The sequence below is a fragment of the Gulosibacter macacae genome, from assembly GCF_003865375.1.
In the GTDB taxonomy this organism is placed as follows: domain Bacteria; phylum Actinomycetota; class Actinomycetes; order Actinomycetales; family Microbacteriaceae; genus Gulosibacter; species Gulosibacter macacae.
Genome location: NZ_RQVS01000004.1, coordinates 189597 through 209068, shown reverse-complemented (window position 1 = coordinate 209068; position 19472 = coordinate 189597). Strand labels below are relative to the sequence as shown.

General features: G+C 65.3%; 20 protein-coding genes. 19 read left to right on the top strand and 1 reads right to left on the bottom strand.

Annotated features, from left to right (window positions below):
• Positions 1 to 35: 35 nt before the first annotated feature.
• Positions 36 to 1406 carry an NAD-dependent succinate-semialdehyde dehydrogenase gene (locus EG850_RS04765; RefSeq protein ID WP_124970736.1) on the top strand — a complete coding sequence of 457 codons (1371 nt, stop codon included), beginning with the start codon at positions 36 to 38 and terminating at the stop codon, positions 1404 to 1406.
• Positions 1407 to 1488: 82 nt separating this feature from the next.
• On the opposite strand, the gene EG850_RS04760 is transcribed toward EG850_RS04765, so the two are convergent.
• Positions 1489 to 2946: an APC family permease gene (locus EG850_RS04760; protein ID WP_124970733.1), complete on the bottom strand. Its 1458-nt coding sequence runs from the start codon at positions 2944 to 2946 to the stop codon at positions 1489 to 1491.
• Positions 2947 to 3087: 141 nt separating this feature from the next.
• Between EG850_RS04760 and map the strand changes: the two genes are divergently transcribed.
• The 18 genes from map (at position 3088) to glmM (ending at position 19453) form a co-directional block, all read left to right on the top strand.
• Positions 3088 to 3924 carry a type I methionyl aminopeptidase gene (gene map, locus EG850_RS04755; RefSeq protein WP_124970730.1) on the top strand — a complete coding sequence of 279 codons (837 nt, stop codon included), beginning with the start codon at positions 3088 to 3090 and terminating at the stop codon, positions 3922 to 3924.
• A gap of 165 nt (positions 3925 to 4089) precedes the next feature.
• Positions 4090 to 5088 carry a malate dehydrogenase gene (locus EG850_RS04750; RefSeq protein ID WP_124970728.1) on the top strand — a complete coding sequence of 333 codons (999 nt, stop codon included), beginning with the start codon at positions 4090 to 4092 and terminating at the stop codon, positions 5086 to 5088.
• Positions 5089 to 5237: 149 nt separating this feature from the next.
• Positions 5238 to 5459, top strand: a complete 222-nt coding sequence (gene infA, locus EG850_RS04745; RefSeq protein ID WP_124970725.1) for a translation initiation factor IF-1 — start codon at positions 5238 to 5240, stop codon at positions 5457 to 5459.
• Between the two features lie 120 nt (positions 5460 to 5579).
• Entirely contained in the window at positions 5580 to 5693 is a 114-nt protein-coding gene (rpmJ, locus tag EG850_RS04740) for a 50S ribosomal protein L36 (protein WP_038503151.1), read from the top strand.
• 170 nt (positions 5694 to 5863) lie between these two features.
• Positions 5864 to 6238, top strand: a complete 375-nt coding sequence (gene rpsM, locus EG850_RS04735) for a 30S ribosomal protein S13 (protein ID WP_124970722.1) — start codon at positions 5864 to 5866, stop codon at positions 6236 to 6238.
• Between the two features lie 51 nt (positions 6239 to 6289).
• Positions 6290 to 6688: a 30S ribosomal protein S11 gene (gene rpsK, locus EG850_RS04730; protein WP_124970719.1), complete on the top strand. Its 399-nt coding sequence runs from the start codon at positions 6290 to 6292 to the stop codon at positions 6686 to 6688.
• Between the two features lie 167 nt (positions 6689 to 6855).
• On the top strand, positions 6856 to 7851 hold the full coding sequence (locus EG850_RS04725; RefSeq protein WP_124970716.1) for a DNA-directed RNA polymerase subunit alpha: 996 nt from the start codon (positions 6856 to 6858) through the stop codon (positions 7849 to 7851).
• Between the two features lie 44 nt (positions 7852 to 7895).
• The gene (gene rplQ / locus EG850_RS04720; protein ID WP_124970713.1) at positions 7896 to 8474 is read left to right on the top strand and encodes a 50S ribosomal protein L17; all 579 of its coding nucleotides are present in this window, start codon (positions 7896 to 7898) and stop codon (positions 8472 to 8474) included.
• 144 nt (positions 8475 to 8618) lie between these two features.
• On the top strand, positions 8619 to 9311 hold the full coding sequence (locus EG850_RS04715) for an NUDIX hydrolase (RefSeq protein ID WP_124970710.1): 693 nt from the start codon (positions 8619 to 8621) through the stop codon (positions 9309 to 9311).
• 84 nt (positions 9312 to 9395) lie between these two features.
• A complete protein-coding gene (gene nadA / locus EG850_RS04710) occupies positions 9396 to 10727 on the top strand; it encodes a quinolinate synthase NadA (protein WP_124970707.1) in 1332 nt (443 codons plus the stop codon).
• Complete coding sequence (nadB, locus tag EG850_RS04705; RefSeq protein WP_124970704.1) at positions 10727 to 12487, top strand: L-aspartate oxidase; 1761 nt, start codon at positions 10727 to 10729, stop codon at positions 12485 to 12487. The genes nadA and nadB overlap by 1 nt, the downstream gene beginning before the upstream one ends.
• Complete coding sequence (nadC, locus tag EG850_RS04700) at positions 12475 to 13335, top strand: carboxylating nicotinate-nucleotide diphosphorylase (RefSeq protein WP_124970701.1); 861 nt, start codon at positions 12475 to 12477, stop codon at positions 13333 to 13335. The genes nadB and nadC overlap by 13 nt, the downstream gene beginning before the upstream one ends.
• 5 nt (positions 13336 to 13340) lie before the next feature.
• A complete protein-coding gene (locus EG850_RS04695) occupies positions 13341 to 14510 on the top strand; it encodes a cysteine desulfurase family protein (protein WP_124970797.1) in 1170 nt (389 codons plus the stop codon).
• A 437-nt stretch (positions 14511 to 14947) separates the two neighbouring features.
• Positions 14948 to 15826 (top strand): tRNA pseudouridine(38-40) synthase TruA, encoded by an 879-nt coding sequence (truA, locus tag EG850_RS04690; RefSeq protein ID WP_124970698.1) that lies wholly within the window; start codon positions 14948 to 14950, stop codon positions 15824 to 15826.
• 173 nt (positions 15827 to 15999) lie between these two features.
• Positions 16000 to 16875, top strand: a complete 876-nt coding sequence (locus EG850_RS04685) for a DUF4190 domain-containing protein (protein ID WP_185714945.1) — start codon at positions 16000 to 16002, stop codon at positions 16873 to 16875.
• A gap of 236 nt (positions 16876 to 17111) precedes the next feature.
• Positions 17112 to 17555: a 50S ribosomal protein L13 gene (gene rplM, locus EG850_RS04680; protein WP_185714944.1), complete on the top strand. Its 444-nt coding sequence runs from the start codon at positions 17112 to 17114 to the stop codon at positions 17553 to 17555.
• Positions 17556 to 17581: 26 nt separating this feature from the next.
• A complete protein-coding gene (gene rpsI / locus EG850_RS04675) occupies positions 17582 to 18070 on the top strand; it encodes a 30S ribosomal protein S9 (RefSeq protein ID WP_124970692.1) in 489 nt (162 codons plus the stop codon).
• Positions 18071 to 18085: 15 nt separating this feature from the next.
• Positions 18086 to 19453 carry a phosphoglucosamine mutase gene (gene glmM / locus EG850_RS04670; protein WP_124970689.1) on the top strand — a complete coding sequence of 456 codons (1368 nt, stop codon included), beginning with the start codon at positions 18086 to 18088 and terminating at the stop codon, positions 19451 to 19453.
• Positions 19454 to 19472: the final 19 nt, after the last annotated feature.

Here is a 19472-nt window from a genome sequence, read left to right as displayed (position 1 = left end):
CCTTTTCATCCTCCCAGCACCGTACCCTGGCAGGCATGTCGTATCGCACCACGAACCCCGCCACCAATGAAGTCGAGCGCGAGTTCGCCCTCGTCGCCGAAGCTGAAATCGAAACCGCCATCGCTACGGCTGATGCTGAATACCGTATCTGGTCGGCTCGCCCGCTCGCCGAGCGCGTAAGCATCATCAAGCGCGTCGCCGAAATCTACCGCGAGCGTCGCGATGAGCTCGCCGAAATCATCTCCCGCGAAATGGGGAAGCCCATCGCCTTTGGCCGCGGCGAAGTCGGCATCTCGGCCGACATCTTCGACTACTACGCCAACAACGCCGAAACGTTCCTCGAAGACGAGGAACTCACTGTCGCATCAGGTGGTCGCGCGCTCGTGCGTACCGCACCGATCGGTGTGCTCCTCGGCATCATGCCCTGGAACTACCCCTACTACCAGGTCGCTCGCTTTGCCGCGCCGAACCTGCTGCTCGGCAACACGATCATCCTCAAGCACGCCTCGAACTGCCCCGAGTCGGCCGCGGCAATCGCACAGATTTTCGAGGATGCAGGCCTGCCCGCAGGTGCCTACATCAACCTCTACGTCTCGTCGCGTCAGGTGCCGGCGATCATCGCCGATGACCGCGTGCAGGGCGTATCGATCACCGGTTCGGAAGCGGCAGGTCGTGCGGTCGCTGAAGTTGCTGGTCGCCACCTCAAGAAGTGCGTCACCGAACTCGGCGGCAACGACCCCTATATCGTGCTTTCGACCGACGACCTCGACGGCGCCGTCAAGGGTGCGGTGCTCGGTCGCATGGCCAATGGTGGCCAGGCCTGCAACGCCTCGAAGCGCGCGATCGTCGTCGACGACCTCTACGACGACTTCGTCGAGAAGTACGTCGCCCGCATGGCGAAGATGATCCCGGGCGACCCGCTCGACAATGGCACCCGCTTCGGCCCCCTTGCCTCGAGCGGTGCAGTCGACGAACTCATCGAGATCATCGACGACGCCGTCGCGAAGGGTGCAACCCTGCACACTGGCGGCAAGCGCATCGACCGTCCGGGAGCTTGGATGGAAGCGACCGTGCTCACCGATGTCACGCCCGAGATGCGCGCCTACCACGAAGAGATGTTTGGCCCGGTCGGTGTGATCTACCGCGTCGACGGTGAGCAGGCCGCGATTGACCTCGCGAACGACTCGCCCTACGGTCTCGGTTCGTCGGTAACGACGACCGACCCCGAGCAGGCTGACCGCGTGGCGAACGCACTCGAGACGGGCATGGTCGTCTTCGACGGCCCGGGTGACTCCGAGCCTGACCTGCCCTTTGGTGGCGTCAAGGCTTCGGGCATCGGCCGCGAGCTGGCGCGCTTCGGTATGGAGGAGTTCGCGAACAAGAAGCTCCTGCGCTGGCGCGCGTAGCGACGAAACTCGGCGCACGAAAAAGGTGGGCGGTCCCGATTCGGGACCGCCCACCATCTTGCTGTGACTACGAGCGCTGTGACTACGAGCGCTTCGCCTTGCGCTTGTTCGCAATCGCGATGAGTTCATCCTCGGCGTTCGGGCCAGCCTTGATGCCGCCAGGGATCTGCGCGAAGAACACCGCACCCACGGCCCACCACAGACCGAAGATGATCCACGGCTCGATACCGAGCGCTGCGGGCATCCCCGGAAGGTAGAGCACGACGAGGAACGCGGTGATCGCAACCGAGAGGCCACCGATGATGACGCCGAAGTTGCCCTTGCCGCCGACGCGCAGCGGACGCTCCATGTTCGGCTCGCGGCGACGCAGGATGAGGAACGAGATCGACACGAGGAGGTACGCGAGCACGATCATGGGCGATCCGGCGTCGACGATCCAGCCGAGCGCCTTCGCGCCGAAGAACGGGGCGATCGCGGCGATGGCGCCGAGCACGATGAGGGCGTTCGCCGGCGTGCCGTACTTCGGGTGCAGCTTGCCAAGCCAGGCCGGGAGCATGCCCGAGTGGGCCAGCGAGTACATGAGGCGCGAGGCACCCATCTGCAGCGAGTTCCACGAGGTGAGGATGCCCGCGACACCACCGGCGACCATTAGGTTCGCGAAGAACTGGTTGCCGAACAGGGCGCCCATGGCGTCGGCGGCCGGTAGACCCGAGTTGATGATCTGGTCTTCGGTGAGCGCTGCCGAGACGGTGAGCACGATCATGATGTACCAGATCGCCGCGATGACGACCGAGATGAACGCGATACGGCCGACCTTGCGGGGCTCGAGGTTGACCTCTTCAGCGGTCTGCGGGATGACGTCGAAGCCGACGAACATGAACGGCACGATAACGAGCACGGCGAAGAAGCCGCTGAGGTCACCGGTGAAGAAGGGTTCCATCTTCACGATCTCGCCGCCGGTGGCGGCGCCGAAGACCTGCAGGATGCCGATCATGAACAGGAAGATCACGACGAACATCTGGAAGCTACCGGCGACCTTGACGCCGACGATGTTGATCACGGTGATCGCAACCGCGGCGATCGCACCGACGAGTGCCCAAATGAGGAACACCTGTGATTCGTTGACGGTCCAGAGGTGGAACACCTCAAGGTCGATCACGTAGCCGATGGCCCGGGGGAGTGCGACGGCTTCGAAGGCGACGACGGTGGCGTAGCCACCGGTGATCGCCCACGAGCCGATGAACGACCAGCGCGGACCCATGGCGCGCAGGATGTAGTTGTGCTCACCACCGGCCTTCGGCATGGCGGCCACGAGCTCGGAGTAGACGAGGGCAACGATGGCCATCATCAGGCCACCGGCAAGGAAGGCGAGGGCGGCGCCCATCGAGCCGGCCTTTTCGATCCAGCCACCCACGAGGGTGACCCAGCCGAAACCGACCATGGCGCCGACGCCGAGGGTAAGGGTGGTCCAAGTGCCGAGGCCGCGCTTGAATTCGCCGCTCTGCGGGGCGGGAGACTTCTCCGTTGAAGTGTGTGTCATTGGTTCCGTATTCGCGTCGTTGAGTGCCCAGTCAAGATATGAACTGGGTTCTGTGAACTCACGGGAAACTACCAGGGTTTAACTTTGAGCGCATACCGCCGAACGGTGGGGGTCGTGCGCGGGGCCTAGGCTTGTGGCATCATGCGTTCCTCTATTTACAAGACTGCTGACGAATTGCGGATGATGGTGCCGGCCGGTGTGCTCACCGCCCGAGCCCTCGATGCCGTCGAAGCTGCCGTTCGTCCTGGTGTGTCCACGCTCGATCTCGATGCGATCGCCGAGCAGACGATTCGCGCCGCTGGCGGCGTGCCGAACTTCCAACTCGTGGAGGGCTACTCACACACCGTGTGCGCCTCGGTAAACGATGCCGTCGTGCACGGCATCCCCGATGACCGTCCGCTCGAAGCTGGCGATGTTGTGTCGATCGACTGCGGCGCGCTACTTGATGGTTGGAATGGCGACTCGGCTCGCACATTCATCGTGCCGGGCGAGGTATCGAAGCCGGATGCGCAGGCTTGGCTTGCCGAGGCAAATCGCGTAAGCGATGCGACCCGTGCGGCGATGTGGGCCGGTATTGCCTCGGTCGCGAAGGCGCGCCACCTCAACGATGTTGGCGGTGCGATCGAGGATGCGATTGAAGAGCAGCCGGGCCCGCTCGGCAACCTCGAGCAGTACACCGGCCACGGTATCGGCCGCGATATGCATGAGGAACCGACTGTGTTTAGCTACCGGGTGCGTCGCCGTGGGCCGGTCGTGAAGGCGGGGCTCGCGATCTGCATTGAGCCGATGCTCACGGGTGGTTCTGGCGATGTTGTTGTCGACTCGGATGGCTGGACCGTCCGTTCGGCCGATGGCACCGTGGCTGCTCATTGGGAGCACACCGTGTTGCGCCACGCGGGTGGAATTTGGGTGTCGACCGCTGAGGATGGTGGGGCTGCCGGACTTGCCACCTTCGGAGTGGTGCCCGTTAGGCCGTAGAACTCCCCGCGGCGGAGCCCTAGCCCGTTGGCGGAGGCTCAGAGAATCTGGCGTCAGCGACACTCCTCCTTGTGCTCACGCTCCTTCCGGGCCGTTGCGGTTGATATCTCACCCCCGTGTGCCAGGATCAAAGCCGTTAGCAACGCACTGATCTAGGAGTCCGCGGTGAGCGATCCGTTTGGTCCCATCCGAGTTACTGTCACCGGCGCCGCCGGCAATATCGGCTACGCCGCGCTCTTCCGAATTGCTGCGGGCGCCATGCTCGGTCGCGAACGTAGCGTCGACCTGCGCCTCCTTGAGGTACCACAGGCCGTGGATGCTGCTGAGGGCACCGCGATGGAACTCGCCGACGGCGCCTTCCCACTTCTGCGCAATATCACCGTCACCGACTCCCTCGAAACCGCCTTCGACGGCTGCGATGTGGCACTGCTCATCGGCGCGATGCCGCGCAAGCAGGGGATGCATCGTTCCGACCTCCTCGCTGCGAACGCCGAAATCTTCACCGCCCAGGGTCGCGCGATCGGCGAACACGCGGATGAGAATGTGCGCGTTCTCGTGGTTGGCAACCCCGCCAACACCAACGCGGCGATTGCCCGCGCCGCCGCCCCCGATATTCGCGGCGACAACTTCCACGCCATGATGCGACTCGACCACAACCGCGCCATCGGCCAGCTCTCAAGCCGCACGGGTGTCTCGGCCGACAAGATTGCCCGCGTGACCGTGTGGGGCAACCACTCGAACACGCAGGTGCCCGACGTCGATCACGCATTCATTGAGGGTGTGCCCGCGCGCGAGCGCATCCAGGACGATGCGTGGCTCGACGGCGAGTTTGCGAGCACCGTCGCAAACCGCGGCGCCGAGATCATCAAGGCCCGTGGCGCATCCAGTGCTGCCAGTGCCGCCAACGCAGCTATCGACCACGTGCGCAATTGGGTGCTCGGCACCCCGGCCGACGATTGGGTGACCATTGCTCGGCCCTCGCACGGGGAGTACGGTGTGCCCGAAGGGCTCGTCTTTGGCATGCCGGCGCGTTCGCGCGATGGCGATTGGCACGTTGTCAGCGATCTTGAACGATCCGAGCGTGTGCTGCGACTTACTGAGGCCACGATCGCCGATCTCGAAGGCGAACGGGATGCGGTGCGGGCCCTCGGGATTACCATCTGAGCATCCTCGGAGCGAGTGGCCCTTGCAGAATCGCGATCATCGCGCCTATAGTTGACAGTCGGTGTGTTTCGCGTGCGTTGAATCGTACGCGTTTCCCCGATTCCGCATGACCTGCATGCGGGCGAAGATCTCAAAGCGACAGTGAGGCTATGGCCAAGAAAGACGGCGTCATCGAGATCGAGGGCACGGTAGTGGAAGCACTGCCGAACGCGATGTTTCGCGTGGAGCTCTCGAACGGGCACAAGGTGCTTGCTCATATTTCGGGCAAGATGCGACAGCACTACATCCGCATCCTCCCTGAGGACCGCGTGATCGTGGAGCTCAGCCCCTACGACCTGACCCGTGGCCGGATCGTCTACCGCTACAAGTAACCCGCTCGCGCGCGTGCTCTTGTTCTGAGAGCGCGTGGCGAGTTTTGCCCGTTTGCTGGATAAGGAACGGCCGATGCAATCCGTATCGGTACGAGGCCAGCGATCAAAAAGGAACCAATCATGAAGGTCAACCCCTCCGTGAAGAAGATCTGTGACAAGTGCAAGGTGATTCGTCGCCACGGCCGCGTCATGGTGATTTGCGACAACCCGCGCCACAAGCAGCGCCAGGGCTAGTCGCCTGCCGCACGAGCGGCAAGGTGCGGCAACCGCCGCACGAAAACTCAATACGGCAATCGCAGCGACAAGAACCGCGCATCCACTGAGGATGCGCGGGGACACCTCCGGGCACGAGGCCGGGGCCCAATTGCTGCACTACACCTCAACCAAACAGGAGCACACTCCCAATGGCACGTCTCGCAGGCGTTGACCTCCCGCGCGAAAAGCGCGTCGAGGTTGCACTCACCTACATCTACGGCATTGGCCGCACGCGCGCCCTCGCCACCCTCAAGGCCACCGAAATCGATGGCAACATCCGCGTCAAGGACCTCAGCGACGAGCAGCTCGTCCAGCTCCGTGACCACATCGAAGGCACCTATCAGGTCGAGGGTGACCTCCGCCGTGAGGTTGCCGCCGACATCCGCCGCAAGGTCGAGATCGGCAGCTACCAGGGCATCCGCCACCGCCGCGGTCTTCCGGTCCACGGTCAGCGCACCAAGACGAACGCTCGCACCCGCAAGGGCCCGAAGCGCACCGTCGCCGGCAAGAAGAAGGCGAAGTAACCCATCCGCAATCGCGGATGCGTGTGAACCGAGTTTCGTAGGAGAGAAGAATTGGCTACCCCCAAGACTGCGGCGCGCAAGCCCCGCCGCAAGGACAAGAAGAACGTCACCGTCGGACAGGCGCACATCAAGTCGACGTTCAACAACACCATCGTGTCGATCACTGACACCACTGGCGCGGTCATCAGCTGGGCCTCGTCGGGTGGCGTGGGCTACAAGGGCTCGCGCAAGTCGACCCCCTTCGCCGCGCAGCTAGCCGCTGAGTCGGCTGCCCGCCAGGCGCAGGAGCACGGCATGAAGAAGGTCGACGTGTTCGTGAAGGGCCCGGGTTCGGGTCGCGAGACCGCGATCCGCTCGCTTCAGGCCGCTGGCCTCGAGGTTGGCTCGATCAACGACGTCACCCCGCAGGCGCACAACGGTTGCCGCCCGCCGAAGCGTCGCCGCGTCTAACGCTCTGATCGCCCGCGCGAATTGCTCGCGTGGGCGATCTGCGGCGCTGAGTCGCCGCCCCCAACCCATACGCCTGCTCACGCACATCGCCACCGCTCGCCGATCACCCAGTGCGGCGAACACGCCAAGCGTCATATAGCGGACGCTTTGCCGAAAGGACCCACACAGTGCTCATTGCACAGCGCCCCACCCTCACCGAGGAAAACGTCTCGGAGTACCGCTCGCGCTTCGTCATCGAACCGCTCGAGCCTGGCTTCGGCTACACCCTCGGAAACTCGCTGCGTCGCACGCTCCTCAGCTCCATCCCCGGAGCGGCCGTGACCAGCATCCGTCTCGACAACGTCCAGCACGAATTCACCACCATCACTGGTGTGAAGGAAGACGTCACCGAGATCATCCTCAACATCAAGCAGCTCGTGGTGTCGAGCGAGCACGATGAGCCGATCACCGCTTACCTCCGTAAGACCGGTGTTGGCGAGGTCACCGCGGCTGACATTTCCGCGCCGGCTGGCGTTGAGATTCACAACCCCGACCTCGTGATCGCGACGCTCAACGACGACGCGAAGTTCGAGCTCGAGCTCACCATTGAGCGCGGCCGCGGCTACGTTTCGGCGCAGCAGAACCGCAACGAGTTCTCGGACACCGGCCAGATTCCGGTCGACTCGATCTACTCGCCCGTGCTCAAGGTGACCTACCGTGTCGAGGCAACTCGTGCCGGTGAGCGCACCGACTTCGACCGCCTCGTCGTTGACGTTGAGTCGAAGCCGTCGATCTCGCCGCGCGACGCCGTGGCATCGGCCGGTGGCACGCTCGTCGAGCTGTTCAGCCTTGCACGCGAGCTCAACGTTGAAGCCGAGGGCATCGAGATCGGCCCCGCGCCGGTCGACCAGGTGATCACCGACGAACTGTCGATGAGCATCAACGACCTCGACCTCTCGGTCCGCTCGTACAACTGCCTCATGCGCGAGGGTGTCACCACCGTGTCGCAGCTCGTGGCGCTGAGCGAGAGCCAGCTCATGAACATCCGCAACTTCGGTCAGAAGTCGGTCGACGAGGTTCGCGAGAAGCTCGCCGGGCTCGGCCTCACCCTGAAGGACAGCGTGCCCGGTTTCGAGGGCACCCACTTCTACGGTGCGCCCGAAGACAGCGGCGAGTACATCTAACCTGCGGATCCTGCGGTCCGAAATTCTGAGAAAGAGAACCACGAATGCCTAAGCCCAACAAGGGTCCGCGTCTCGGCGGCGGCCCTGCCCACGAGCGTCTCCTGCTTGGCAACCTCGCCTCGCAGCTGTTCACCCACAAGCGCATCCAGACCACCGAAACCAAGGCCAAGCGCCTGCAGCCGGTGGCCGAGCGTCTGATCACCCAGGCGAAGAAGGGCGACATCCACAACCGTCGCCGCGTGCTCCAGACGATCACCGACCGCGGTGTCGTGCACGAGCTCTTCACCGAGATCGCGCCGCTCGTTGCTGAGCGCGAAGGTGGCTACACCCGCATCATCAAGACCGGTTTCCGCAAGGGCGACAACGCTCCCATGGCCGTGATCGAGCTGGTGCTCGAGCCCGTCACCCCCAAGGTGAAGCGCGCCAAGGACGAGGTCGTTGTCGAAGAGCCCGCCGTCGAGATCGACGACGCTGAGGTCGAGCCCACCGAGGCCGAGGTTGAGGCTGCTGAAGCTGCTGAGACCGCCGCTGAGGTTGAAGGCGCCAACGAGGCCGCTGAGGAAGCAGCTGAGATCGAGGCCGAGGAAGCTGACGCTGACGCCAAGGACGACGAGAAGAAGTAACTACTTCACTCGTGTTTGACGCGAGCACCTGACCAAATGCCCCCGCAATTGCGGGGGCATTTGGCGTTTCCGGGGCGTGGCAGTACCCGGAATTGACTTCAGGTCATGGTGACTCTAAGCTCTGTTTCGAGAGTTAGGGTAGCAATGACACAAACTAGTGCTCAGGATGAGATCCGCGTTGCGGTCTCGACCGTGATCTTTGCACTCCGTCGCACACCCGAAGATGTGCGGGAGTGGGAAATCGTCATGCCCGTCGTAAAGCGCACCCGTGACCCCTACGAGGGGGACTGGGCACTACCCGGTGGCTGGCTTCGACCCGACGAGGGTCTGGCCGATGCCGCAGCCCGCACCCTGCGCGAAACCACCGGGCTTGCCCCGAGCTATCTCGAGCAGCTCTACGCCTTTGGCGCTGTCGACCGGGCCCCCGGTCGCACCGTGTCGATCGTCTACTGGGCACTCGTGCGCGCCGATGAAGCAAGCGCCGCGGTGGCGCCAGAGAATGTCGAGTGGTTCCCGGTCAAGCGCCTGCGCGGTCTCGCCTTCGACCACGACGAAATCGTTGCGTACGCCAGCTGGCGCTTGCAGAACAAGGTCGGCTACAGCCGCATTGCGCAGGGCTTCTTGCCCGAGCTGTTCACCCTCGCTGAGTTGCGCGAGGTCTACGAAGCCGTGCTTGGCAAGTCGCTCGACCCGGCGAACTTCCGCCGACAGGTAGAGGCCTCGCAGGCGATCTTGGCCACCAAGGAATTCCGTACCGGCGCGCACCGCCCGGCCCGCCTCTACGAAACAAACCAGGCGCTCGAACTCGCCGACCGCGGGCCACTGCGCAACCAGTGACGCTGCGCAACCAATAGCTCCGCGCCCCCACTTCCACCACAGCTCCACCCGCGGCACCGCCGCCGCATCACGCAAGGATCCACCATGAACGCACCCATCAGCACCGACGTCCGCGAAACTGCTTCGGTGGCCCGCAGCATCCAGCTCATCTCGACCGGCAAGCAAACCGGCTCGACCTGCGGCCCCGAGCTCGCTCGCCCCACCTGGAACTTCGACACCGCTCCCGGCTACGGCCCTGGCGCGTCCACAGCTGACGCCATCCCGGGTGACGCTCCGCAACAGGTGCCGATTCCCGCCGAATATCGCGAGGCGAGCGATGAAGTGCTCGCTGACCGCATCCGTGCCGCGAAGGCCACGCTCGGCGACAAGCTCGTCATCCTCGGCCACTTCTACCAGCGCGACGAGGTCGTGCAGCACGCCGACTACGTGGGTGACTCGTTCCAACTCGCCAACGCGGCGCTCGCGCATCCCAATGCCGAAGCGATCGTGTTCTGTGGCGTTCACTTCATGGCCGAAACCGCCGACCTCCTCTCGGGGCCCGAACAGGCCGTCATTCTGCCGAACCTCGCCGCCGGTTGTTCAATGGCCGATATGGCCAATATCGAGCAGGTCGAGGATGCCTGGGCTGAACTCACCGAGATTTACGGCCACGAGCCGGATGCTGACGGACGCGCGCCGCTCATCCCCGTCACCTACATGAACTCCTCGGCCGCGATCAAGGCGTTCTGCGGTCGCAATGGCGGCATCGTCTGCACGTCGTCGAACGCGGCGCGCGTGCTCGAGTGGGCGTTCGAGCGTGGCCAGCGCGTCATTTTCTTCCCCGACCAGCACCTCGGTCGCAATACCGCGAAGGCGATGGGCATTTCGCTCGAGCAGATGCCGCTGTGGCGCCCGAACCTGCCGCTCGGTGGCAACACCGAAGACGTGCTCAACGACGCCAAGGTGATCCTCTGGAACGGCTTCTGCTCGGTGCACAAGCGCTTCACCGTCGCCCAGATTGAGCGCGCGCGGGCCGAGCACCCGAATGTGCGCGTCATCGTGCATCCCGAATGCCCGATGCCGGTCGTTGATGCGGCTGATGAGGCCGGCTCGACTGACTACATCCGCAAGGCGGTTGAAGCGGCTCCCGACGGCACCGTGTTCGCGATCGGCACCGAGATCAACCTCGTGCAGCGCCTCGCCGCCGAATACCCGCAGCACACCATCTTCTGCCTTGACGACGTGGTCTGCCCCTGCTCGACGATGTACCGCATCCACCCGGGCTACCTCGCGTGGGTGCTCGAAGGACTCGTCGACGGCGTCGTGCGCAACCAGATCACCGTCGATGCGTCGGTTGCTGAGCCTGCTCGCGTGGCACTCGAGCGGATGCTTGCCGCGACGCCGAGCGGCGCTGGCACGAAGAGCGCGGCACGCTGATGAGCCGCGTACTCGGCCGCGTACTCGTGCTCGGCAGCGGCATCGCCGGGCTCACCGCCGCCCGGCATGCCGCAGCCGCGGGGCATGACGTGATCGTGGCGACGAAACACCGCGCTGAAACCGGATGCACCACATACGCTCAAGGCGGCATCGCCGTCGCGGTGTTCGCCGACGATAGCGTCGAGGCACACGTGCGCGACACGCTTGCCGCGGGGGCGGGGGAGTGCGACCCGGAGGCCGTGCGAGTGCTCTGCACCGAGGGGCCCGACCGCATCCGCGAGCTTGCGGCAATCGGCGTCGAGTTTGACCGTGCTGCCGATGGCTCGTGGGCGCGCGGACTCGAAGCCGCGCACTCGTCGGCGCGCGTCGTGCACGCGGGCGGCGACGCGACCGGCGCGCGCATTGAGACGGCGCTCATTGCCGCAGCTAGGCGCGCTGGCGTCACCATCACCGAAGATGCTTGCCTGCTCGACCTCATCGTGCGTGACGGCCGGGTGCGCGGGGCGCGCTTCTGCTCGTCGCTCGATGCTACGTCTGAGTTCGAAGTCAACGCGGATGCGGTCGTACTTGCGACGGGCGGCTTCGGGGCGCTCTACCCGCTCACCTCGAACCCGGGTTCGGCGACCGGCGATGGCATCGCGGTGGTCTGGCGCGCGGGCGCGGCGGTCGCCGACCTCGAGTTCGTGCAATTCCACCCGACCGTACTCGCGGTCGGCGAGCCGTTCCTCGTCTCAGAAGCGGTGCGCGGGGAGGGCGCGGTGCTGCGGGATGCCTCCGGTCACCGCTTCATGCCCGAGTTCGACGCGCGTGCCGAGCTCGCGCCGCGCGATGTTGTGGCCCGCGCCTGCGCTGCCGTCATGGCGCGGCAGGGAGGAGCCCCGGTAGTGCTCGACGCCACGATGTTTACGGATGCGGAACTCGCGCGCCGATTCCCCACGATCGATGCCGCTGTGCGGGAGCGGGGGCTCGATTGGTCGCGCGAGCCGATTCCCGTGCGCCCCGGGGCGCACTTCGCCATGGGCGGCGTGGCGACCGATCTCGCTGGTCGCACCTCGCTACCGGGCCTCTATGCCGTCGGCGAGGTGGCCTGCACCGGCGTGCATGGCGCGAACCGGCTCGCCTCGAACTCGCTGCTTGAGGGCGCTGTGTTTGGGGCTCGCGTCGCTGCGGTTATGGGCGAGGATGCGGTCAGCTCGCGCTGGCAGCCGCAGTTGCGTCGGCCGGTGCTGCAGTTCGTCGAGGGGGAGGTGGATGCGCAGTTCGAGACGGATGCGCAGTGCGAGTCGCAGCCGTTTTCGCGGCAGGCGCTGCAGCAACTCATGTGGCGTGAGGTTGGTCTGCTGCGCGACGAGACCGGACTCAAGCGAGCCGCCGGACAGCTCGCCGCGTGGCGGGAGGAGCTTGGCCACCTCGCCCTTCGAGTGCCTCAGGGCGCAGAAGCTGATCGAATGCGTCAGGGCGCGAACGCTGATCGAGAGCCTCAGGGCACGGATGGGGCCGAGCGTCAGGGCGCGAACGCTGATCGAGTGCTGAGGTTCTCGAAGCACGGCTTTGTTGCCCTTCGAGAGCCTCAGGGCACGGATGGGGCCGAGCGTCAGGGCGCGAACGCCGCCGAAGACCGACACCTGCTCGACATCGCGACACTCGTCACCGCATCCGCGCTACAACGCCAAGAAAGTGTCGGCGCGCACTTCCGCACTGACGCACTCACCAACCAACTCATCCACGACCACATCGAGGAATTCGCATGCTCCAGCTAGCCGTCATCCACCGCGCCGTGCAGGCCGCACTCGATGAAGACGCACCCTGGGGCGATCTCACGGCTGAAGTCTTCATCCCGGCCACCACCCAGGCAACCGCTGAGCTTGTTGCCCGCGAACCGGGAGTATTCAGTGGCGGAGCCGTCTTCACCGCCGCCTTCGAACTCACCGATCCGCGCATCCAAGTTAATCTCGCGGTCGACGATGGCGCGGCGTTTAAAGCTGGCGCTGTGCTTGCGACCGTGTCGGGTCCGGCCCGGGGCATCCTCACCGCAGAGCGGGTGGCGCTCAACTTCACCCAGCGCATGAGCGGCATCGCGACCCTCACCGCGACCTACGTCGCCGAAGTCGCCCACACGAACGCGCGCATCGTCGACACTCGCAAGACGACGCCGGGCCTGCGTGCCTTCGAGCGGCACGCGGTGCGCTCGGGCGGCGGCCACAACCATCGCCGTTCGCTCTCGGATTCGGCAATGGCGAAAGACAATCACCTCGCCGTCCTCGCCGCCGCCGGGCTCGACACGACCGCCGCCATCGCCCAGGCGCGCACCGCGATGCCGCACACCGCCCATCTCGAGGTCGAGGTCGATCGCCGCGACCAAATCGAGGCGGTGCTCGCGGGCGGGGTCGACTCGATCATGCTCGACAACTTCGCGCTCGACGAATTGCGCCTGGCAGTTGAGCAGATTGCCGGTCGCGCGACCATCGAGGCCTCTGGTGGCGTCAACCTCGATACCGTGCGCGCAATCGCCGAAACCGGTGTCGACATCATCTCGGTTGGCGCGCTCACGCACTCGGCGCGCGCACTCGACCTCGGCCTTGATGTGCGCATTAGGGTCGGTGCATGACCGAGCTGCGCTATCTCGACCACGCTGCCACCACGCCCGTGCGGGAGGAGGCGCTCGCGGCACTCCTCGAGGTGCAACGTGAGGTGTTCGGGAATCCCTCCAGCCATCACTCGGCAGGGGAGCGGGCCGCAGCCGTGCTCGCGAGCGCACGCGGCCGAGTTGCGCGCGTGCTTCGGTGCCGCCCCGGCGAGGTGGTCTTCACCTCGGGTGGCACCGAAGCCGACAACTTCGCGATCAAGGGCATCGTGCTCGGTGCGCCGGGCGCGCGCCACATCATCACCTCGCCGATTGAGCACGATGCGGTGCTCGCCTCGGTCGACTACCTCGTGCGCCTGCACGGGGTCGAGGCGACGTTTGTGTCGGTGGATGCGGCGGGTCGCGTCGATCCCGCCGAAGTCGCCGCGGCCGTGCGTGATGACACGGCGCTCGTCTCGATCGCATACGCAAACAACGAGGTCGGCACCGTGCAGCCCATTGCCGAGATTGCGGCGGCACTGCGGGCGCTTGATCGGCCGCGCTCGCTACCGGGCCGGGCATGGTTACACACGGATGCGGTGCAAGCGGCGGGCTGGCTTCCGCTTGATTTCGAGGCGCTCGGCGTCGACGCGATGGCGCTCGCGGGTCACAAGTTTGGTGCCCCGCGCGGTGTTGGTGCGGCAATCATCCGTTCGCGAATTCCGCTCGAGCCGCTCTTTCATGGTGGCGGACAGGAGCGCGGTCGCCGCAGCGGCACCGAGTTCGTCGCGGGTGCGGTGGCCTTCGCGACGGCGCTTGAACTTGCAGAGGCCGATCGCGAAGCGGCGTATGCCGCAGCGGCACGCAGCCGCGACGCGTTCGTCGAGGAGGTGCTCCACCGCATCCCGGGCGCCCGACTCACTGGTGCCGAACCCGGGCCGGGACGTATGCCACACCTCGCGAGTTTTGTGCTGCCGGGCACTGCCGGTGAGGGTGTGCTGCTGGAGTTTGAGCGGCGGGGGCTCCTCGCTTCGGCGGGATCAGCCTGCGCCGCCGGTGACGACGAGCCCTCGCATGTGCTCACCGCGATGGGCGTGCCGCGCGAAGAGGCACAAACCTCGGTGCGGTTCTCGCTCTCGCACCGCGTCGGTGAGGGGTTTGATGGGGTCGCTGAGCAACTTGAGCGGGCGGCCGCGGCCGTCCGTGGGCTCGCAACGTAGTCCGGGGCGAGCTCAGCCGGGGACCAGCCCAGCCGGGGGGGGGGGGGCTGACACCGGAAGGGTGGGCGCCGTGGCGAAGTACCCCACCCATGCGTTGGGTACTTGTCCACAAGGGGGCCACTTGCGAGTTGATGGTGGCTAGGCCCGGGGGTGTTCGGCTTGGGGTGGGCGGCTCGGGCGGGGCCTCGTCCCAGTGCCAACTGAACGGGGTGCCTGGGCGTGCTCGGTCGGGCTGCCCCCACCACAAGGGTGGGCCTCGTGGCGTTCTACCCCACCCATGCGTGGGGTACTTGTCCACGAGAGGGGTACTTACCGGGCGCGGGATCGTGCTTCGAGAGCCTCCGCACTCGAAAGGGCCTCAGCACGCTCAGGCGCAGCACGCAAGCAGTCGGCGCTTCGGGGCGACCGAATCAGCCAACCGGGGCAAGATGGGGGACATGCATTCCGGCACCGTGCGCATCCGCCTCGACATCGCCTATGACGGCACCGCGTTCAGCGGGTGGGCGGCGCAACCGGGTCTGCGAACCGTGCAGGGCACGCTCGAGGATGCGCTGCGCATCCTCTACCGCGATCTCGACGACTCGGGGCCACTACTCACCGTCGCCGGTCGCACCGACGCGGGCGTGCACGCACTCGGGCAGGTCGCCCACCTCGATCTGCCGCAGGATGTCTGGGCGACAACCGCCCGGCGCCTCGGCAGCGAAGAAGCCGAGGGCGCGTTCGTGCGGCGCATGGGCGGCATCCTCGGCGCCGAATCGGATGTGGTCATCGCCGCCTGCGCGGTCGCGCCCGACGGCTTCGACGCCCGATTCTCGGCGATCTCCCGTAGCTACGAGTACCGGCTCGCCGACCCGCTCACCCCGCCGAACCCGCTCGAGCGACACATCACCGCACAGGTGCGCCGCCCCCTCGACCTCGACGCCATGAACGAAGCCGCACAGGCACTCATCGGACTGCACGACTTCGCTGGCTTCTGCCGCCCGCGCGCGCACGCCACTACCATCCGCACGCTGCAGCGCTTTGACTGGACGAAGGATGCGCGCGGCGTCTTCGTCGCGCAGGTCAAAGCCGACGCGTTTTGTCACTCAATGGTGCGCTCGCTCGTCGGCATGTGCGCGGCTGTCGGGATGGGGCGCTTGTCACTTGACCGGGTGCCGGCGCTGCTCGAATTGCAGGAGCGCTCGAACGAGTTCACCGTGCTCGCGGCCAAGGGACTCACGCTCGTGACCGTCGCCTACCCCGAGGATGCACAGCTCGCCGAGCGACAGGAAGCGACGCGAGCACGCCGCCCGGCACTTCGGCTTGTCGATAACTAGACTTTGCAGAATTCCATACCCGTTTATGAATGCCGATCTGTACAGGCAAAGTAATTCCCGCCGACTTTGGCATGTGGTCTTCGGCAGATAATCCCTCACAGTCGAATCATCGCCATATTCTTGAAATACGGGCGAGAGCGGCAAAAGCCCGAATCGCTCGCTCGAATATGAGAATGGATGCGATTCCCATGACTTCAGTTAATTATTCCCCTCCGCCGCAGCAGACCGGAGGGTGGAATTCCACCATCCCACCGAATGGGCCGCCGCCGGGCCGTGGTCTCGCGCTTGCCGCGCTCATCCTCGGCATCGTGGCGCTCGTCGTCGCGGTCCTGCCCATTCCGGTGGTGCCCCTCATCGTGGCACCACTTGCAGGGCTCGCGGCCCTCATCCTCGGCATTGTCGCGCTGGTCAAGCGGCAGCCCAAACCGCAGTCCATCGCCGGACTAATTCTCGGTGTGGTGGCACCCGTAGTCGCCGTAATCATGGCGCTGGTATGGCCGCTAGTTGGTCTCGTGCAAGCTGCCAGCGAGGGCAAGCTCGACATCTCGAGTTCTGACCCAGCCATTGTGCAGGAAAACGGCACCGAGGCTGCCGACGAGCGACCCGATGTTGCGGGATTCCCGTCATTTGATATGCCAACAGATCCGCAGCCAATCGGCACCGAACTCATTAGCCCGGAAGGATTTACCATCAAGGTAAACTCTGTGCGCGAAGCAACAGAGATTGGTGCAGATGGGCAGCAGCCTTTCTATGACCGACTCGTTATCGTGAATGTGACCCTGACTAATAACTCCGGTGAAGAATATGATTTCTCAGGCTTTGATTGGGAATTGTTCGAAGACCCGGAAACTGCCTTTGATGCTTCGCTGAGCGGCACCTTTGTCGCCAATCCGCATCTCACGGCCGACGGTTTCAGTGTTCTCGTCGGTAACGGGGACACCACGGAACTTGACGTCGTGTTCGACCTGCGGACCGAGTCGGCCCCGACCGTGTTCGGCTTCGCAACCTTCATGGGCGATGGAGTACCGGTTGGGTGGGTGATCGGTTGACGATAACTGTGACCTCACCACTGTTCGCGCGGTCTGCATCTTCGGATGCGGACCGCTTACTCTTGAGCGCCATTGCGCCAAACGGCCGCACCACGTAAGCTGGGCAAGTTGTCCGTTCCAACGCGGGCATCGAAGTGAGCCCTCGACGGCGACGTTCCCCACTGCATCCGCTGTGGCAACTATCGCGACCGAGCGGGATTCACGGACCTCTCACTCCGATCGAAAGTTGCCTCATCATGCGCACCTTCACCCCTAAGGCTGGTGAAATCACCCGCGATTGGGTCGTCATCGACGCCACCGACATCGTCCTGGGTCGACTCGCCACCCACGCCGCCGCGATCCTTCGTGGCAAGCACAAGGCCATCTTCGCTCCGCACGTTGACACCGGTGACTTCGTCATCGTCGTCAACGCCGACAAGGTCGCGCTCACCGGCGCGAAGCTCGAGCAGAAGAAGGCGTACCGTCACTCGGGTTACCCGGGCGGCCTCCGCGCGACCACCTACGCAGAGCTGCTTGAGAAGCACCCGACCCGCGCCGTCGAGAAGGCCATCCGTGGCATGCTCCCGAAGAACTCGCTCGGTCGCGACCAGCTCAAGAAGCTCAAGGTGTACGCGGGTCCCGAGCACCCGCACGCGGCTCAGCAGCCGAAGCCGTACACCTTTGACCAGGTTGCCCAGTAGCGGCCAAGAAGACGAAGGACGAACAAGTGGCGACCATCGCAGACTCCATCGAAGAGCAGCCCACCAACTACACCACCGAGACCCCGGCCGCTGAGGTTACCGAAGCGACCCCGCGTCCGGCCCTCACCGTTTCGGGTGCGGCCGTCGGCCGCCGCAAGCAGGCCATCGCCCGCGTGCGCGTGATCCCCGGCACCGGCAAGATCGTGGTCAACGGCCGCGACCTCGCTGAGTACTTCCCGAACAAGCTGCACCAGCAGCTCATCAACGACCCGTTCACGGTCCTCGAGCTCGGTGGCGCGTACGACGTCATCGCGAAGATCGTCGGCGGCGGCCCCTCGGGCCAGGCCGGTGCGCTCCGCCTCGGCATCGCTCGTGCGCTCAACGAGATTGACCGCGAGCACAACCGCCCCGAGCTCAAGAAGGCCGGCTTCCTCACGCGCGACCCGCGCATCAAGGAACGCAAGAAGGCTGGTCTCAAGAAGGCCCGCAAGGCTCCGCAGTACTCGAAGCGCTAAGGCGACTTCGAGACTATGGCTCGCCTATTTGGCACCGACGGGGTTCGAGGCCTCGCGAACGACCTGCTTACGGTCGAACTCGCGACGGCCTTGGCCCAAGCGGCCGCCGCTGTCCTCGCGCGCGATGCGCGTGAGGACGGCCGGCGGCCCGTCGCCGTTCTAGCCCGTGATCCGCGCATCTCCGGTGAATTCATCGGTTCGGCTGTGGCCGCTGGGCTCGCATCTTCCGGTGTGGATGTGCTTGACGCCGGCGTCATTCCGACGCCCGCGGCAGCATTCTTGACCGCCGAGATCGAAGCCGACTTTGGCGTGATGATCTCGGCTTCGCACAACCCCGCGCCCGATAACGGCATTAAGTTTTTCGCTCGCGGCGGGCTCAAGCTTGCCGACGAGCTCGAGGATGAAATCGAGCAGCAGCTCGAGCGCGAACCGTTCCGGCCCACCGCTGGCGACGTTGGCCACATCGATCGCTTCGCCGACGCTGAGGACCGCTACGCGCTCCACCTGCTGCGCAGCATCCCGCAGGTCTACACCGATGGCCGACCGCCGCTCGACGGGTTGCACGTCGTCATCGACGCCGCACACGGCGCCGCCGCCGGTGTTTCGCCACAGGTGTTCAAGGATGCTGGCGCGGAAGTTACCGTCATCGGTAATGAACCCGACGGCACGAACATCAACGACGGCGTCGGCTCGACGCACCTTGACCGCCTCAAGGACGTCGTGACCCACCTGCAGGCCGACTTCGGTATCGCCCACGATGGCGACGCCGACCGCTGCCTCGCAGTCGACGCGAACGGCGAGACCGTTGACGGCGACCAGATTATGGCGATTCTCGCCACCGATCTGCACCGCCGCGGCAAGCTCGCCGAAGGCACGCTGGTGGCAACGGTCATGTCGAACCTCGGCCTCAAGATCGCCATGCGCGAGCATGGCATCTCGATGCTCGAAACGAAGGTCGGTGACCGCTATGTGCTCGCCGAACTCAACGAGCGCAGCCTTTCGCTCGGCGGCGAGCAGTCGGGTCACGTCATCCTCACCGAGTTCGCCACGACCGGCGACGGCATCCTCACGGGCCTCTTCCTCGGCACCGTGATGGCGGCAACCGGCAAGTCGCTCGCCGAACTCAAGCAGGTCATGAAGGTGTACCCGCAGGTGCTCGTCAATGTGCGCGATGTGCGCAAAGACGAGTGCGACACCAACGAAGCACTGCAAGCTGAGGTGGCCGCTGTGGCCGCCGAGCTTGGCGATTCGGGTCGTGTGCTCCTGCGTCCCTCGGGCACCGAACCGGTCGTCCGCGTGATGATCGAGGCAGAGACTCACGAAGCGGCACACCGCTACGCGCACGGTCTCGCTGACGTCGTGCGCCAGCACCTCGCGATCTAACGCACCTCAGTGAATCAAG

Coding starts and splice junctions, on each gene's coding strand:
- truA (WP_124970698.1), top strand. CDS start 14,948: ATGCATTCCGGCACCGTGCGCATCCGCCTCGACATCGCCTATGACGGC.
- rpmJ (WP_038503151.1), top strand. CDS start 5,580: ATGAAGGTCAACCCCTCCGTGAAGAAGATCTGTGACAAGTGCAAGGTG.
- EG850_RS04685 (WP_185714945.1), top strand. CDS start 16,000: ATGGATGCGATTCCCATGACTTCAGTTAATTATTCCCCTCCGCCGCAG.
- nadA (WP_124970707.1), top strand. CDS start 9,396: ATGAACGCACCCATCAGCACCGACGTCCGCGAAACTGCTTCGGTGGCC.
- EG850_RS04760 (WP_124970733.1), bottom strand. CDS start 2,946: ATGACACACACTTCAACGGAGAAGTCTCCCGCCCCGCAGAGCGGCGAA.
- rplM (WP_185714944.1), top strand. CDS start 17,112: ATGCGCACCTTCACCCCTAAGGCTGGTGAAATCACCCGCGATTGGGTC.
- EG850_RS04715 (WP_124970710.1), top strand. CDS start 8,619: ATGACACAAACTAGTGCTCAGGATGAGATCCGCGTTGCGGTCTCGACC.
- EG850_RS04765 (WP_124970736.1), top strand. CDS start 36: ATGTCGTATCGCACCACGAACCCCGCCACCAATGAAGTCGAGCGCGAG.
- nadC (WP_124970701.1), top strand. CDS start 12,475: ATGCTCCAGCTAGCCGTCATCCACCGCGCCGTGCAGGCCGCACTCGAT.
- glmM (WP_124970689.1), top strand. CDS start 18,086: ATGGCTCGCCTATTTGGCACCGACGGGGTTCGAGGCCTCGCGAACGAC.
- rplQ (WP_124970713.1), top strand. CDS start 7,896: ATGCCTAAGCCCAACAAGGGTCCGCGTCTCGGCGGCGGCCCTGCCCAC.
- infA (WP_124970725.1), top strand. CDS start 5,238: ATGGCCAAGAAAGACGGCGTCATCGAGATCGAGGGCACGGTAGTGGAA.
- map (WP_124970730.1), top strand. CDS start 3,088: ATGCGTTCCTCTATTTACAAGACTGCTGACGAATTGCGGATGATGGTG.
- nadB (WP_124970704.1), top strand. CDS start 10,727: ATGAGCCGCGTACTCGGCCGCGTACTCGTGCTCGGCAGCGGCATCGCC.
- rpsM (WP_124970722.1), top strand. CDS start 5,864: ATGGCACGTCTCGCAGGCGTTGACCTCCCGCGCGAAAAGCGCGTCGAG.